Annotated in this window: 14 protein-coding genes and 2 pseudogenes; 1 reads left to right on the top strand and 15 read right to left on the bottom strand. The window is 73.9% G+C overall.

Annotated features, from left to right (window positions below):
• From KS423_RS20300 to KS423_RS20230, 15 genes and pseudogenes are all read right to left on the bottom strand, one after another.
• Nucleotides 1-784 (bottom strand): annotated as a pseudogene (locus tag KS423_RS20300) (hypothetical protein); the annotation flags it as partial.
• Between the two features lie 181 nt (nt 785-965).
• On the bottom strand, nt 966-1,643 hold the full coding sequence (locus tag KS423_RS20295; RefSeq protein WP_224280979.1) for an NAD(P)H-binding protein: 678 nt from the start codon (nt 1,641-1,643) through the stop codon (nt 966-968).
• A gap of 85 nt (nt 1,644-1,728) precedes the next feature.
• On the bottom strand, nt 1,729-2,523 hold the full coding sequence (locus KS423_RS20290; protein WP_224280978.1) for an MBL fold metallo-hydrolase: 795 nt from the start codon (nt 2,521-2,523) through the stop codon (nt 1,729-1,731).
• A 215-nt stretch (nt 2,524-2,738) separates the two neighbouring features.
• Nucleotides 2,739-3,650, bottom strand: coding sequence for an alpha/beta fold hydrolase (locus KS423_RS47435; protein ID WP_308020222.1), 912 nt, complete (start codon nt 3,648-3,650; stop codon nt 2,739-2,741).
• Nucleotides 3,647-4,348: an indole-3-glycerol-phosphate synthase gene (locus tag KS423_RS20280; RefSeq protein WP_224280977.1), complete on the bottom strand. Its 702-nt coding sequence runs from the start codon at nt 4,346-4,348 to the stop codon at nt 3,647-3,649. Before KS423_RS20280 ends, KS423_RS47435 begins: the two co-directional genes overlap by 4 nt.
• The gene (locus KS423_RS20275; protein ID WP_224280976.1) at nt 4,345-5,064 is read right to left on the bottom strand and encodes an N-(5'-phosphoribosyl)anthranilate isomerase; all 720 of its coding nucleotides are present in this window, start codon (nt 5,062-5,064) and stop codon (nt 4,345-4,347) included. Before KS423_RS20275 ends, KS423_RS20280 begins: the two co-directional genes overlap by 4 nt.
• Nucleotides 5,061-6,206, bottom strand: coding sequence for an acyl-CoA dehydrogenase family protein (locus KS423_RS20270; RefSeq protein WP_224280975.1), 1,146 nt, complete (start codon nt 6,204-6,206; stop codon nt 5,061-5,063). The genes KS423_RS20275 and KS423_RS20270 overlap by 4 nt, the downstream gene beginning before the upstream one ends.
• Before the next feature lie 153 nt (nt 6,207-6,359).
• Complete coding sequence (locus KS423_RS20265; protein ID WP_224280974.1) at nt 6,360-6,734, bottom strand: ectoine synthase; 375 nt, start codon at nt 6,732-6,734, stop codon at nt 6,360-6,362.
• Nucleotides 6,728-7,603, bottom strand: a complete 876-nt coding sequence (gene trpA, locus KS423_RS20260) for a tryptophan synthase subunit alpha (RefSeq protein ID WP_224280973.1) — start codon at nt 7,601-7,603, stop codon at nt 6,728-6,730. Before trpA ends, KS423_RS20265 begins: the two co-directional genes overlap by 7 nt.
• Nucleotides 7,596-8,660 carry a hypothetical protein gene (locus KS423_RS20255; protein WP_224280972.1) on the bottom strand — a complete coding sequence of 355 codons (1,065 nt, stop codon included), beginning with the start codon at nt 8,658-8,660 and terminating at the stop codon, nt 7,596-7,598. The genes trpA and KS423_RS20255 overlap by 8 nt, the downstream gene beginning before the upstream one ends.
• 5 nt (nt 8,661-8,665) lie before the next feature.
• Nucleotides 8,666-8,935 carry an acyl carrier protein gene (locus KS423_RS20250; protein ID WP_224280971.1) on the bottom strand — a complete coding sequence of 90 codons (270 nt, stop codon included), beginning with the start codon at nt 8,933-8,935 and terminating at the stop codon, nt 8,666-8,668.
• Between the two features lie 51 nt (nt 8,936-8,986).
• Nucleotides 8,987-10,501 (bottom strand): AMP-binding protein, encoded by a 1,515-nt coding sequence (locus tag KS423_RS20245; RefSeq protein ID WP_224280970.1) that lies wholly within the window; start codon nt 10,499-10,501, stop codon nt 8,987-8,989.
• 5 nt (nt 10,502-10,506) lie between these two features.
• Nucleotides 10,507-11,373, bottom strand: a complete 867-nt coding sequence (locus KS423_RS47430; protein WP_263455051.1) for a MaoC family dehydratase — start codon at nt 11,371-11,373, stop codon at nt 10,507-10,509.
• A complete protein-coding gene (locus KS423_RS20235) occupies nt 11,370-12,605 on the bottom strand; it encodes a beta-ketoacyl synthase (RefSeq protein WP_224280969.1) in 1,236 nt (411 codons plus the stop codon). The genes KS423_RS47430 and KS423_RS20235 overlap by 4 nt, the downstream gene beginning before the upstream one ends.
• Nucleotides 12,606-12,664: 59 nt before the next feature.
• Complete coding sequence (locus KS423_RS20230) at nt 12,665-13,876, bottom strand: aminotransferase class I/II-fold pyridoxal phosphate-dependent enzyme (RefSeq protein WP_224280968.1); 1,212 nt, start codon at nt 13,874-13,876, stop codon at nt 12,665-12,667.
• A gap of 580 nt (nt 13,877-14,456) precedes the next feature.
• Between KS423_RS20230 and KS423_RS20225 the strand changes: the two are divergent.
• A pseudogene (locus KS423_RS20225) lies at nt 14,457-14,833 on the top strand (DNA-binding protein); the annotation flags it as partial.

Raw genomic sequence — 14,833 nt, 5'->3', positions numbered from 1 at the left:
CCCGGGCCCGGGCCGCGGCCCGGCAGATCCGCAGGTCGTGGTCCTCGGGCAGGGCGGCCAGGCCCCGGACGGCCACGGCCGCCCGCCCGTGCTTCCAGCGCTCGGACGTCAGGGCGGCGGCCAGCACCCGGGCGCCGAGACCGGTGGCGGAGCGCGTGGGCGGCCACGACGTGTGGTTGATCCACAGGGCGGCCGCGAACAGCGGCGGGAAGGCCGTGAGCGGGACGAGCCAGTTCTCGTGCCGCGCAAGTGTCCACACCAGGGCGGCCAGGCCCGCCGCGGCCACCGAGACGAGTACCGCCGGCATCCGCTCGCCGGCCTCTCGCGCGCGCTTGACCAGTTCCTCGTCGTCGGCCAGGCCCTGCGCCGCGAGCCGCTTGCGCAGCGCCTTCGTCTCCGGGGACCGGTCCACTTCCCGGATCAGTTCCCCGATGTCCCCGGTGCGTGTGGGCCCCAGCCATCGCACGGCCACCGCCTCGAAGCCGTCGCCGGCACCCGGGCCGTGCCCGGCGCCCGGGCCGTCCGCGGCCCCGGCCGCGGCTTCGGTCACCGTGACGTCGCCCGAGCGGGAGGCGACCAGCCGTCCGCCCTCGTACATCTCCACGAGCATCAGCTCCGCCAGCACCCCGGCCAGGAAGGCGAGTTCGATCCGGTCGAGGTCGAACTCCCGCCCCGCCGCGAGCCGTTCGGCCCGGCGCAGCTCGCGCAGCGCGGAGCGGCAGCGCCAAGCGGCCGCGGCCACCGCCGCGCCCGCCGCCGGCAGGAGCACCAGGACCACCCACATGACGCCCCCTCCCCCGGCAGGTCAGCCCAGTGTGGTGACGCCGGGGCCGCCCGGCAAGCCCCGAGCCCGCTGGCGGCAAGGGATTTTCCCTTCATCGAAGCGCCGCCGGCCGGCGGGCCGGCGGGCTGCTCGGTGCAGGTGCGGACGGTGTGGCGGGGGTGGGTCGCGGGGCGCGGTGGGCTCAGCCGTCGGTGAGGGAGCGCGCGGCGATGCGGGTGACGGCCTGGTGGACGGGGGTGGCGCCGCGGGTGAGTTCCAGGAGGCGCGGGGTGGTGGCGGGCACGGTGAGCAGGTGGGCGAGGACGGCCGCGGCGTCCGGCCGGTCGATCTCGCCGGGGCCGGTGTGTGCGGCGAGGTGGACCAGGCCGGTGCCGGGCCCGTCGCGGAACCAGGCGGGGCGCAGCACGGTGGTGTCGAGGTCGGGGCGGGAGAGCAGGTCGTGGTCGGCCCTGCCCTTGGCGCGCAGGAAGGTTTCCACGAGTGGGTCGGCGGGGTGGTGCGCGGCCGGGTGTGCGCCCATGGCGGAGAGCAGGACGAAGCGGTGTACTCCGGCGAGGCGGGCGGCGTCGGCGAGGGTGAGGACGGCGTCGTGGTCGACCGGGTTGGCGTGTCCGGGGGCGTCGCTGAGGCCCGTGCCGGCGGCGTAGAGGATCGCGTGTGCGCCGGTGAGCAGTTGGGCGAGCTTCTCGGGGGTGGCGGTGGTGAGGTCGGCGAGGGCGGGCAGGGCGCCGACGGCCTGCAGGGTGGCGGCCTGTTCGGGGTGTCGGATGATTCCGGTGACCCGCAGGCCGCGGTCGGTGAGCAGGCGGGTGGTCAGGAGTGCGACCCTGCCGTGGCCGCCCGCGATGACTACCGGCATGGGGGCACTCTACGGTCCGGGTGCCCGCATGCCGGGGATCGCCGCGCTCGGCGGGGCTGTTCGGGCGGGCGGGGGTGGGGTGGGTTCAGAGGGCGACGAAGCGGCGGTTGCCGTCGGCGGCGAGGATGCGGCCGAAGCGCATGCCGGGCAGGTGGGCGGCGACGAGGAGGTCGTCGGTGTCGGCGGCCTGGTCGGCGATGCGGTTGCGTACGGCGCGGGCGGCTGCCGGGTCGATGTCCCAGATGACCTGCCAGTCGCGTTCGGCGAACTGGACGACGGAGTGGACGACGTCGCCGAGCAGCAGGGCCCGGCGGCCGCCGGAGGAGAGCACGTAGACGGTGGTGCCGGGGGTGTGGCCGGGCCGGTGGAGGGCGTCGATGCCGGGGGCGAGGGTGAAGTCGGTGTCGAAGAGTTCGAGTTGGCCCTCGATGGGGGTGAGTTTGGCGATGGCTTCGGGGGTTGCGGCGGCGCCGGTGACGAAGTGCTGCCAGTCGGCGCGGTGGGCGCGGTAGGTGGCGCGGGGGAAGACGGGCCTGTCGTGGACGCTGGCCCAGCCGACGTGGTCGAAGTGGAGGTGGGTGAAGACGACGTCGGTGATGTCGGCGGGGGTGAGGCCGTGGGCGGCGAGCGAGTCGAGGAGTGCTCCCCCGCGGTAGCGGCCGTCGTCGTGGGGGCCGACTCCGGCGTCGACGAGGACGGTGCGTTCGCGGCTGCGGACCAGGAAGCCGCCGAGCGGCAGGGTCAGGGTGCCGTCCGGTTCGCGGTGGTGCTGGTGGCAGGCCCAGGGGTCGTCCACTCCGGGGCGGGTGAGGATGTCGGCGGCGGTCTCGGTGCCCGTTCCGTCCGTGATGGCCAGGACCTCGATGTCGCCGATCCTCATGTGCGTCCCCTCCTGTGGCCGGCTGTCGGTGTGCCCGCGGCGGAGGGCCGGGTCCGTTCGTGGGCTGTCGGCTGCAACCGTCTGGGGTGGTAGGGGATTCCCGCGGGTGGCGTGCCGGGGGGCGGGCCCCGCCGTCCCTTGCCCTGGGGGACGGCGGGGCCTTCCTACCACCCTGCGTCAGGTGGCTTGTTGGGGTCCTGGCCCGGTGGTTGCGCTCAGGCGGGGGCGAGGACGGGGGCCGGCGCGGGGGCGGTGGGCGCGGGCGCGGGGGTGGGGCGGGTGAGGCAGTCGTCGGTGAAGGCGAGGGCGCGCAGGTGGTAGGGGCGGGCGGCGTGGCCGAGGGAGAGGTTGTGGCCGGCGCGGCGGGCGGTGGCCAGGTGGGCGAGGCCGGTGGGGAAGGCGGTGGTGAGGGCGGTGCGGGAGGTCTCGTCCAGGCGCCACCAGTGTTCGTGGTCGGCGAGGGTCAGGCGTACGGGGACGCGGACGCGGGCGGCGAGGGCGGTGTAGCGGGCGGGCCAGGTGGCCAGTTCGCGGGATTCGAGGGTGGGGACGGGGGTGAGCAGGGTGCGGGCGGCGTGGAAGGTGCCGGGCGGGTAGAGGTTCAGGGGGCCCCAGTTGAGGCGGCCGCCGCCGGCGAGGTCGTCGGGGCGGTCCCAGGCGCCGGGGGCGTAGTGCTGGGCGAGGCCGGAGATGTCGCAGCCGAGCAGGGGCAGGTGGGGGTCGGCGGGCCAGTGGGCGGCGAGTTGGAGGGCGATTTTGCCGCCGAAGGAGTGGGCGAGGAGTTGGACGCCGGCGCCGGTGTGGTGGGCGCGGGCGTAGTCGGTGAGGGCGGCGTGGAGGGTGGCGGCCTGGTCGGCGATGAGCTGGCCGTGGGGCAGGCGGTGGGCGGAGGCGCCGTGGCCGGGGCGGTCGATGGCGAGGACGGTGTAGCCGAGGTCGGCGGCGAGGGTGAGCAGGCTGGTGTCGGGGTGGGCGGGGCCGGCGAAGTAGGCGGCGCGCATGCCGCGGCCGTGGATGGCGAGGAGGACGGCTTTGGGGGTGCGGCCTTCGGGTTCGGCGACCAGTGCGGACAGGGGGATGCCGTCGGCGTCGAGGACCAGGGAGCGGGTGCGCAGGTCGTGGTTCACGCGGCCGCTCCGGTGCGGGCGGTGTCGAGGTCGGCGAGCCAGGTGTCGAGGTCGGGGTTGCGCATCAGGGAGGTGCCGATGAGCAGGGCGGCGTAGCCGGCGTCGAGGAGGCGGGCGGCGTCGTGGGGGTGGGTGATGGCGGAGGCGGAGACGGGGGCGCGGCAGCCGGCCGCTTGTAGGGCGGGCAGCAGGCGCAGGCTGCGGCCGAGGTCGCCGTGGTCGCGTTCGCGGGTGCGGATGTCCTTGTTGTTGACGGCGACGACGCAGTCGGTGATGCGGGGCAGTGCGTGGAGTTCGCGTTCGTCGGTGATCTCGACGAAGGGGGTCAGGCCGAGGTCGAGGGCGCAGGTGACCAGGCGGCGCAGGGAGGTGGCGGGCAGCAGGGCGGCGGTGAGCAGGACCGCGGAGGCGCCGAGGGCGCGGGCGGCTTCGAGTTGGGCGGGGCGGGTGAGGAAGTCCTTCTGGAGGACGGGCAGGGTGGTGGCGGCGGTGACGTCGCGCAGCAGTCGGGGGGTGCCGCCGAACCAGCGGCCGGTGACCACGGACAGGCAGGGGGCGCCGGCGTGTTCGTAGCGGGTGACGAGGTCGGTGACGGTGCGCTTGCCGAGGAGGTCGGTGCCGTGGGGGTCGCGGAGTTTGACTTCCATGACCAGGGGGCGGGTGGCGGTGAGCAGCGCGTCGATGAAGCTGGGGCTCATGGGTGCGTCTCCTGCGGGCGCGGGTGCCAGGCGCGGGTGAGGGCGGTGACGGCTTCGTGGGTGAAGCGGCCGGTGCGGTCGCGGGCGGCGGAGTCGATGTCGGCGCCGGCGTAGAGGGGGTGGTCGGTGATGGTGCGGTAGGTGTCGCGGTTGGTGGTGTTGAGGCCGCCGGCGAGGAGGAAGGGGATGGTGAGTCGGGGGAGCAGGGCGTGGACGTGGGCGGGGTCCAGGGGTTGGCCGGTGGAGCCGATGCGGCCGTCGTCGGTGACGGTGTCGAGGAGGAACAGGTCGCAGCCGGCGCGTTCGAAGGCGCTGGTGAAGGCGCGTTCCAGGCAGCGTCCGCGGGAGAGGTGGAGGACTTTGACGAGGACGGCGTAGGGCAGGTGTTCGCGGAGTTCGGTGACGAGGGTGGGGCTTTGGTAGGCGTGGAGCTGGATCCAGCGGATGCCGGTGGCGCGGGCGAGGGCGGCGAGGGTGGGGGCGTCGTCGAGGAAGGTGACGAGGACGGGTTCGAGGCCCAGGCGGATGGCGGTGGCGGCGAGGTCGGCGAGGCGGTCGGCTTCGAGGTCGGCGGGGCCGTCGGGGATGCCGTGCCACAGGCCGACCAGGGTGGGGCCGGTGTCGGCGAGGAGGGTGAGGTCGGCGCGGGTGCGGGCGCCGCAGACTTTGAGGTGGCCTGGGCGTTGGGGGGCCAGCAGGGCGGTGGGGGCGGTCATTTGCCCAGTCCCAGCATGGCGGCGATGCGGTTGTACTGGATCTCGTTGCTGCCGGAGTAGATGGTGCCGGCCACGGCGTTGCGGACGTCCTTCTCCAGTCCGTATTCGGACATGTAGCCGTTGCCGCCGAAGACCTGGACGGCGGCCAGCGAGGTGGCGAGGTTGGATTCGCTGGTGAGGAGTTTGGCGATGGCCATGTCGACGGTGACGTTGTCGCCTGCTTCCAGGCGTTGGGCGGTGTCGTAGAGCCACTTGCGGGCGGTTTCGAGGCGGATCTTGGTGTCGACGATCTTGTTGGCGACCGACTGGTAGGAGCCGATGGGTTTGCCGAAGGACATGCGGGTCTTGGCGTAGTCGAGGCAGCGGGCGAGGCGGTGCTGCATCTCGCCGGTGTTGACGATGAAGGTGTAGAGGATTTCGCGTTTCATGACGTGGTCGAGGACGAGGAAGCCGCCGCCGACGCGGCCCAGGACGCGGTCGGCGGGTACGCGCACGTCGTCGAGGTAGAGCTCGGAGAGGGGGGAGGTGCGCAGGCCCATCTTCTTGATGGGGTTTCCGGTGGTGAGGCCGGGGGTGTCGGCGTCGAGGAGGAAGGCGGTGACGCCCAGGGCGCCGCCTTGGGGGTGGGTGCGGGCGTAGACGACGATGACGTCGGCGACGGGGCCGTTGGAGACGAAGGTCTTGGCGCCGTTGAGGATGAAGTGGTCGCCGTCGCGTACGGCGCGGGTGCGCATCTGCATGGCGTCGGAGCCGGACTCGGACTCGGTGATGGCGTGGGCGCCGATGGCGTCGCCGGAGGCGATGCGGGGCAGGTAGGCGTCTTTGAGGGCGGGTGAGCCGAAGGCCTGGAGGGGGACGCCGGTGGAGGCCATGGAGGTGGTGACGGAGAAGTTGAGGCCGCCGTCGCGGCAGGTGTGGCCGAGGCCTTCGAGGACGTACATGGTGGTGAGCAGGGACTGGCCCAGGCCGCCGTAGCGTTCGTCGAAGGGCAGGGAGAGGATGCCGGTCTTCTGGATCATGCGCCACTTGTCGTGGGAGAAGGCGGCCTGTTCGTCGCCTTCGATGTGGCCGGCGCTCAGGTCGTCGCCGAAGCGGGCCAGGCCCTCGCGCAGGGCCGTCTGGTCGGCGTTCCAGCGGATCACGGATGTGCCGCCTTCCTCCCGGGCTGTCGTTGTGGGCCCGGGGTGGCAGGCCGGCGCTCGGGGGCGCCGGCTCACGTCGATGTCCAAGGGCCCACCGCGGGGGCCCGGGCCCCCGGGGTGGGGGCGGCGGGCCCCGGTGGGGGCGCGGGGTGCCTAGTAGGCGGAGGAGGAGTGGGCGTCGAGCTGGTGGACCTCGTCGCCGCGCAGGGCCGGGGAGAAGACGCACACCAGGCGCAGGTCCTCGTCGGGGCCGGCGACGAGGTAGTGGGCGTCGTGCTCGTCGAGGGCGTAGAGGCGTCCGGGGGTGATGGGGTGGGAGGTGCCGTCCATGTCGATGACCTCGCCGGAGCCGGCGATGCAGTAGCAGGCCTCCAGGTGGTTGCGGTATTCCAGGCGGGACTTGGTGCCGGCGTTGACGAGGGTGTCGGTGAGGCTGTAGCCGAGGCCGTCGCTCTCTACGAGGAAGCGGCGGGACAGGCCGTTGCCCCATTCGACGGTCTTCACGTCGGCCAGGTCGCGGATCAGCATGCGGGTTGTTCCTCTCGGGTCGTGGTGCCGGGGGTGGTGGGGGTGGGCGAGGTGGTGCCGGGTCCGCCGGGCCCGTGCGGGTGGGCGGGGCGGAGGTCGGTGAGGAAGGTCTGGAGCTCCGTGACGGGGTCGAGGCCTTCGGTCAGTGCGTGTTCCACGCGGGCGACGGCGGCGGAGCCGATGATCGCCGCGTCGGCGCCGCAGGCGGCGACGGCCTGGAGGTCGGCGGCGGTCTTGACGCCGAAGCCGACGGCGACGGGTGTCGCGGGGGCGGCGGTGCGCAGTGCGGTGACGGTGGTGGTGAGGGTGTGGTGGCCGGTGGCGGGGGTGGTGCCGGAGCGGCCGTAGTGGGCGACGAGGTAGACGTAGGCGCCGTGGGCGTCGCGGGCGGCGGTGTGGAGGGTCTGGGGGGTGGAGGCGGGGTAGCAGGTGGTGACCTGGGGCAGGCCGGTGTCGTGCAGGGCGGCTTGCCAGGTGGGGCGTAGGCGTGGGGGCAGGGCGTGGATGAGCAGGGCGCGGGCTCCGGCGGCGGCGACTTGGCGGGTGGTGTGGGTGGGGTCGCGGTGGCGCAGGCTGTGGCTCCAGTCGGCGAGCAGGACGACCTTGAGGTGGTGCAGTCGGGGGGTGAGGTCGGCGAGGGCGTCCAGGACGGTGTCCAGGGTGGTGCCGGCGTCGAGGGCGCGGTCGGCGGAGCGGCGGATGACGGGGCCGTCGGTGGGTGAGTTGGGGAAGGGGACGGCCAGTTCGAGGACGTCGACGTGGTGTTCGTCGAGCATCAGGGCGAGGTCGGTGAGGCGGTCGGCGGGGTCGCCGGCGTTGAGGAACAGGGCCAGGCCCAGGCGGCCGTGGGGGAAGAGGGGTTCAGGCACGGGTGGGCTCCTGGCGGTGGGCCGCGCGGGTGACGTGGGTGGATCGGGCCGCTGTGGTGGCGAGGCGTTCGGCCAGGGCGCGGGGGGCGCCGTCGGTGAGGGCGTCCAGGGCGGCGGTGTAGGCGGTGTTCCAGTGGGTGTGGCGGCCGGAGGCGAGGGCGAGGGCGGCGGCGTTGAGGGCGATGGTGTGGGTGGCGGTGTCGCCGGCCTGTGCGGCGAGGGCGCGCAGGAAGTGGCCGGTGAGGTCGTCGGGGTGGGGGGCGAGGTCGGCGAGGGTGCCGGTGTGGGGGGCGAGGGAGCCGGCGGGCAGGTGGATGGTGCCGGTGGGGGTGTGCAGGGTGTTGTCGGCGAAGGGCAGGAGTTCGTCGGCGCCGGCGCTGTTGTGGGCCAGCCAGATGGTGCGGGTGTTGACGTGCGCGGTCAGGGGGCGCAGTGCGTCGAGGGCGGTGGGGGTGGCGACGCCGGTGAGCTGGGCGGTGACGGGGACGGTGGCGATCAGGGGGCCGAGGGTGTTGAGGAAGGCGCCGAAGGGTTTGAGGGTGAGGGGGTAGAGGGTGCGGGCCAGGCGGGTGAGGGCCGGTGGGTAGACGTGGGGGCCGGCGAAGGCGATGCCGTGGTGGGCGAGGTGGTCGGCGGTGGCAGTGTGGCTGGGGGTGAGGGTGATGCCGAGGCGTTCGAGGAGGTCGACGGAGCCGGCGGTGCTGGTGTAGGCGCGTGAGCCGGTCTTGACGACGGGTATGCCCATGGCGGCGGCGGTGAGGGCGGTGGCGGTGGAGAGGTTGAAGGTGGCCGGTCCGCCGCCGGTGCCGACGATGTTGACGCTGCCGGGGTGGGTGGGGCCGGGGTGGGGGGTGCGTTCGGTGAGGGAGGTGAGCAGGGCGGTGAGGGTGGCGGGGTCGGGCAGGCGGGTGGTGAGGCCGGCCAGCAGGGCCGCTGCCTGGGCCCGGTCGCTGTCGGCCGGGCCCAGGGTGCGGTGTTCGAGCTGGTCCCACCACGAGCGCCAGGCCTCCAGGTCGACGGGGCGGGCGGCGAGGAGCGCGGTGAGGGCCGGGTGCATCGTGGTCAGCCGCCCACGGTGGCGCCGGCGGTGGCGCGGCGTTCGGTGATGAAGGCGTCGATGGCGGTGACCGAGCGGAAGTTGTTGGGGTCGAGGTCGGTGTCGTCGACGGGCAGGGTGAAGTGGTCCTCGACCCAGGCGATGAGTTTGAGGACGCCGAGGCTGTCGATGACGCCGTCGGAGAGCAGGTCGTGGTCGTCGGCGAGCTGGTCGGGGGTGATGTCGGGCAGGAATTCCTCGATGAGGAACCGCTTGATCTGGGTGGTGTTGCTCATGGCGGGTGACTCCCTTGCTGGGGTGGGCGGTTGTGGGTGTGGGTGTGGGTGTCAGGGCGTGGGGGTGGGCAGGACGGCTTTGCGGTCGACCTTGCCGGTGGCGGTCTTGGGCAGGGGGGTGTCGTGGATGGCGAGCTTCTCGGGGACGGCGGCGCGTGGCAGGTTGCGGGCCAGGTGCTCGCGCAGGACGAGGGTGTTGAGGGTGGAGCCGGGGGTGCGCTGGACGGCGGCGTGCAGGCGTTTGCCGGTCAGCGGGTCGCTTTCGGCGGCGACGGCGGCTTCGCGTACGTCGGGGTGGGTGAGCAGGACGCGTTCGATCTCGGCGGTGTTGACCGCGACGCCGCGGACCTTGACCTGGAAGTCGGCGCGGCCGGTGAGGTGGATGCGGCCGGTGTCGTCGCGGGTGACGAGGTCGCCGGTGCGAAACCAGCGGCGGCCTTCGCCGGCGCCTTCGGGCCGGGTGGTGAAGCGTCCGGTGTCGCGGGAGCGGTCGAGGTAGCCGGCGGCCTGGAAGGGGGTGGAGACGTGGAGTTCGCCGCTGCCCGCGCCGTGCAGGGGGGTGCCGTCGTCGGTGGTGATGAGGGTGCGTACGCCGGGCAGCGGGGTGCCGATGGGCACGGGCAGGGCGGCTGCGGCGTCCAGGCGGTCCAGGCGGTGCAGGAAGCTGTCGTTGGTCTCGGTGCAGCCGTAGATGTTGTACAGGTGGGCGGTGGGCAGCAGGGCGGGCAGGGCGGCGAGGGTGCGGGCGTCGATGGCGTCGCCGGTGAACGCGGCGTGTTCGATGCTGTCGAGGACGGTGGTGGTGCCTGCGGTGGCCTGGACGAGCAGGGCGTAGGCGAGGGGGACGGCCTGCAGCACGTGGGGGCGGTGGCGCTTGAGCTGGGTGAGCAGGTGGCGGGCGTTGAGGGCGTGGGCGGGGTCGATGAGCAGGCAGGTGCCGCCGGCGGCGAGGGTGGCCCACACGTCCAGGAGGGCGAGGTCGAAGTTGAGGGGCGCGTAGTTGGCGACGGTGCGGCCGGGGCCGAGGTCGAAGGTGTCGTGGGCCCAGGCGGTGAAGCGGTCCACGGCGCTCTGCGCGAGGGGGACGATCTTGGGCAGGTCGGTGGAGCCGGAGGTGGTGAGCATGAAGGAGGTGCCGGCGGCCAGGGTGGGCGGCGGGGCGGGGCGGGGCAGGGCGGGCAGGGCCGGGGCGTCCTGGCCGAGGGGGGTGAGCAGGTGGCGGGCGCCGGCCTGGGCGAAGAGGGCGGCCAGCAGGGCGGGGGCGAGCTGCGGGGAGGGCAGCAGGAAGGGGCGGCGTTCCATCAGGCAGGCCAGGACCAGGGCGATCGCGCCGGGTGACTTGACGGCGATCAGGCCCACCGGTTCCCCCGGCGCCAGGTCGAGGGCGGTGAGGCGGGCGCGTTCGGCTTCGGCGGCCTCGGCGAGTTCGGCGTAGCTGACGGTGTGTTCGTGCCACAGCAGGGCCGGGGCGGTGGGCCGGGTGCGGGCGTGGTGGGTGAACGCGTCGGGCAGGGCCAGCGGCGGCGCGGTGTCCGGCGTCGTGCGGGCTGCGGGGGTGGTGGTCATGGGGTTCACTCCCCCGCCGGTGCGATGCGTGCCCAGCCGGCCTTGACGGCGGTGCCCGTGTCGGTGGCGATGGTGAAGCGCACCACCGTGCCCCGGTCGTGGGGCTGGAGGGTCAGGCGCAGTTCGGTGCCGGGGCGGGTGGGGGCGGCGAAGCGGGCGCCGAGGGCGGTGAGGCGGGTGGCATCGCCGCCGGCGTGGCGGTCGGTGATCTGTTCGGCGGCCAGGGCGAGGAGGTGCATGCCGTGGGTGATGGTGCCGGGGAAGCCGGCGGCTTTCGCGGCGTCCTCGTCGAGGTGGATGGGGTTGAGGTCGCCGCAGGCGTGGGCGTAGGCGGTGGTGTCGGCGGCGGTCAGGACGTGGGTGGAGGTGTGGGTGTCGCCGTCGGGGGTGGTGCCCGGGTGGGCGGCGGGCGCCAGGGTGCCGTGGGGTTCGGTGCGGGTGGCGCCCAGCAGGAGGGCGGCGGTGACGAGGTCGGCGAGCGGGGTGCCGGTGGCCGCGTCGGTGAGGCGGGTGGTCAGGGCCAGGCGGGTGCCTCGGGCCTCGCGCCGTACGGCGGTGACCTCGACGGTGACGTCGAGGTCACCGGGGGTGAGGGGGGTGTGGGTGTGGATCTCCTGGGCGAGGTGGATGACGCCGGTGAAGGCGCTGTCGCCGGCGGTGAGGGTGGTGACGGTGTGCTGGGCGAGGGCGTGGGCGGCGACGAAGGGGTGTGCGGGGCTCGCTGCCCTGGGGTGGGGGGCGGGCAGGTGGGCGCGGGCGGCGGCCCGGTAGGCCGCCAGGTCCTGGGCGCTGACGTGCAGGCGGGTGCGCGAGAGCGGCCCCGGTGCGGCGGGTGTGGCGGTGGGGGCGGGTGTGGTCGTGGGTGCGGTCATAGCGGGGTCACCACCAGGGTCGTGTTGTGGCCGCCGAAGCCGAACGAGTTGGACAGGGCCGCTCCCGGGCGGATCGGGCGCGGTGCGGTGTGGACGACGTCGAGGTCCAGGTCCTCTTCGGTCTTCTCGTGGTTGGCGGTGGGAGGGACGGTGCGGGTGTTCATGGCCTGGATCGCGGCGATCAGCTCGACGGCGCCGGCGGCGCCGATCAGGTGGCCGATGGCGCCCTTGGTGGAGGTGACCGGCACGCCGTGGGGGCCGAACACGGCGCGCAGGGCGGCGGCTTCGGCCCGGTCGTTGGCCACGGTGGAGGTGCCGTGGGCGTTGACGTGGGCGATGTCGCCGGGGGTGAGGCCCGCGTCGGCGAGGGCGGCGCGCATCGTGGCGGCGGCGCCGGCGCCGTCGGGGCGCGGGTTGGACAGGTGGTAGGCGTCCGCGCCGGCACCGTACCCGGCGAGCAGCGCGTAGGGGGTGCGGCCGCGGGCGCGGGCGTCGGCGAGGCGTTCCAGGACGAGGAAGCCGGCGCCCTCGCCCATCACGAAGCCGTCGCGGTCGGCGTCGAAGGGGCGTGAGGCGCGCTCGGGTTCGTCGTTGCGCAGGGAGTGCGCGCCGAGGTTGCCGAACGCGGCCAGGGTGACGGGGGTGAGGGTGGCCTCGCAGCCGCCGGCGATCACCACGTCCGCCCGTCCGCTTTCCAGCAGCAGCGCCGCGTGGCCGATCGCGTCCGCGCCGGAGGCGCAGGTGGTGGCGATGGTCAGTGCCGGCCCGCTCCACGCCAGGCGCATCGCGATCTGGGCGGCGGCCGCGTTGGGCATGGTGACCAGCGGCATCAGCGGGGAGACCCGCAGCGGCCCGTGCTCGGTGTACAGCGCGGACTCGCGGTCGCTGGTGGTGCGTCCGCCCACCGCGGTGCCGACCACGATGGCGCTGCGTCCGGCCTGCGGCTGGGGGTGGCCGGCGTCGGCGTGGGCGGCCAGCGCGGCGAGGGTGCCGTAGTGGGCGAACGGGTCGAGGCGGCGGGCGTCCTTGGCGGGGACGAGTGCGTTGTCGGGCAGGGCGGTGACCTTGCAGCCCAGGCGTACCCGGTGGCGGGCCAGGGCGGGGTCGGTCAGGGCGGTGGCGGTGGAGCGCCCGGAGGCGACGGTGCGCCAGAACTCCTCGACGCTGTGGCCGGCGGGGCTGACCACGCCGAGGCCGGTGACGGCGATGGGCGGCCGGTGGCGGGGGGCCATGGCTTCGTCTCCTCTGCGCTGCGCGCGGGCTTGGCGGCGGTGGACGTAGGCGGGGCGGGTCAGATCAGGCCGGTCTGGGCGGCGGCGGTCAGGAACGCGTCGGCGGCGAAGTCGATGTCGGCGGCGGTGTGGCGGGCGGTGACCGCGATGCGCAGCCGGGCGAGGTCGTTGGGCACGGCGGGGGTGACGACGGGCAGGCCGATGACGCCGGCCTTGCGGCAGGCGGTGGCGTAGTCGTAGGCGGCGTCGTCGGAGCCGGCGATGACGGGCAGCACGGCGGTGGTGGAGTCCATGGTGGAGATGCCGGCGTCGTTGAGGCGCCGGCGCAGCCGCTGGGCCTGGGTCTGGGTGTGGGTGACGCGTTCGGGTTCGCGGCGCAGGATCCGCAGGGATTCCAGGGCGGCGCCGGTCTGGGCGGGGCCGAGGGCGGCGGAGAAGAGGAACGGGCGGGCGGCGTAGCGCAGGTGGCCGATGAGGTCGTGGCTGCCGGCGACCCAGCCGCCCATGGAGGGGATGGCCTTGGAGAGGGTGCCGAGTTTGATGTCGACGCGCACGGTGTGGTTGAAGTGTTCCTCGATGCCGCCGCCGGTTTCGCCGATGACGCCCAGGGCGTGGGCTTCGTCGACCATGAGCAGGGCGTCGTAGCGGTCGCAGACCTCGCGCAGTGCGGGCAGCGGGGCGATGTCGCCGTCCATGGAGTAGACGCTGTCGACGATGACCAGGCGTACTCCGGTGGTGGAGGCGGCCTTGAGGCGGCGTTCCAGGTGGTCGACGTCGTTGTGGCGGAAGCGGGTGACGGTGGCGCCGGACAGGCGGCAGCCGTCGACGATGGAGGCGTGGTCGTACTTGTCGATCAGGACGGTGTCGCCCTGGCCGACCAGGGCGCCGACGGTGCCGACGTTGGCGGCGTAGCCGGAGCCGAAGACCAGGGCGCGTTCGCGGCGGGCGAAGCGGGCGACCTCCGCTTCCAGTTCCTCGTGCAGGGGGATGGTGCCGGCCAGGGCCCGTACGCCGTGGTTGCCGGTGCCGTAGACGTCGACGGCGGCCTTGGCGGCGGCCACCACGCGCTCGTCGCCGGCCAGGCCCAGGTAGCTGTAGCCGGACATCATGAGCAGGCGCTCGCCGTCGAGGTCGCAGTAGGCGCTGTCGCGTTCCATCGTGTAGGCGACGAAGCTGTTGCGCCGGGAGGGGTCGGGCTCCAGTGCGGCCACGCGGGCGTTCGTTGCGGCCAGCTTCGGCTCCAGGCGGTCCCATGCTCCGGTGGCGTTCACGGGCGTTTCTCCTTCACGGCGTCACGGTTTTCACGGCTTTCGCGGGCTGTCGTTTCCGGCCCTGGGGGTGGTGCCGGGGCCGGGGCCGGTTGTTCTCCGGTTGGTGTCCGGTTGGTGTCCGGTCGATTCGGGGCCGGTTTTCGGTCCGGTGTTCGCCCGGGGTGTTCTGCGGGGGTGTCCGGGGGCGGTTCCGGGTGGCTTCGGGGGTGTTTTCTCGAAGCGTTCACGCGGGGTGCTCAAGGATGGCTACATTTCTACGGCAGGATGCGCAAGGCGTCCGCAATAGGTGCTTTCCTGGCCTGCGGGAACGCTCTGACGTGCGGAAACCTTGCGCCTACGACGTATCGACCGGCCGGTGGGTATGTTTCCGTTACCGGTGTTGACACCGCGCGATGCGGCGAATGTATGGTCGAAATCCGCTGAAACCGAACGGCTGGTCGGCGGTTTATCGTTCCGATCCGCATGTCCCATGCCGACGGCCCGGTACGGGCCGTCACTTCCGCTTTGACTCGAGGGGGTTGGAGCTCGTGTTGAAAGGCTTCAGGGAAGACGGTGCGTCCGGTAGATCGGGGGCGCGCGCATGCTGATCCGCCTCACCGGTCTGGTGGCCGTCGAGCACGAGGACGGCGCTCCGCAGCACCTGTCCAGCGCCCAGGCCCAGGTGGCGTTCGCCCGCCTGGTGCTGGAGCGTTCCAGTGGCACCAGCCGCGACCAGCTGGCCGACACCATCTGGCCCGACGGTCTGCCCGACACCTGGGCCTCGGCGCTGCGCAGTGTGGTGAGCCGGGTGCGGGCCTTCGTCACGGCCCCCGGCCAGGGTCCCGGTGCGACTCCGCTGATCGCCCAGGGCGGGCGGTACGTGCTGCGTCTGCCCGCGGACGCGGCGGTGGACCTGGAGGCCGCGGCGTCGGCGGTCGGCGAGGCCGGCGAGGCGCTGGCCGCGGGCGGCCACGCGGT

Origin of the sequence: Streptomyces sp. LS1784, assembly GCF_020103755.1 — a bacterium.
Lineage (GTDB): Bacteria > Actinomycetota > Actinomycetes > Streptomycetales > Streptomycetaceae > Kitasatospora.
This window is presented reverse-complemented; position numbering and strand designations above follow the sequence as displayed.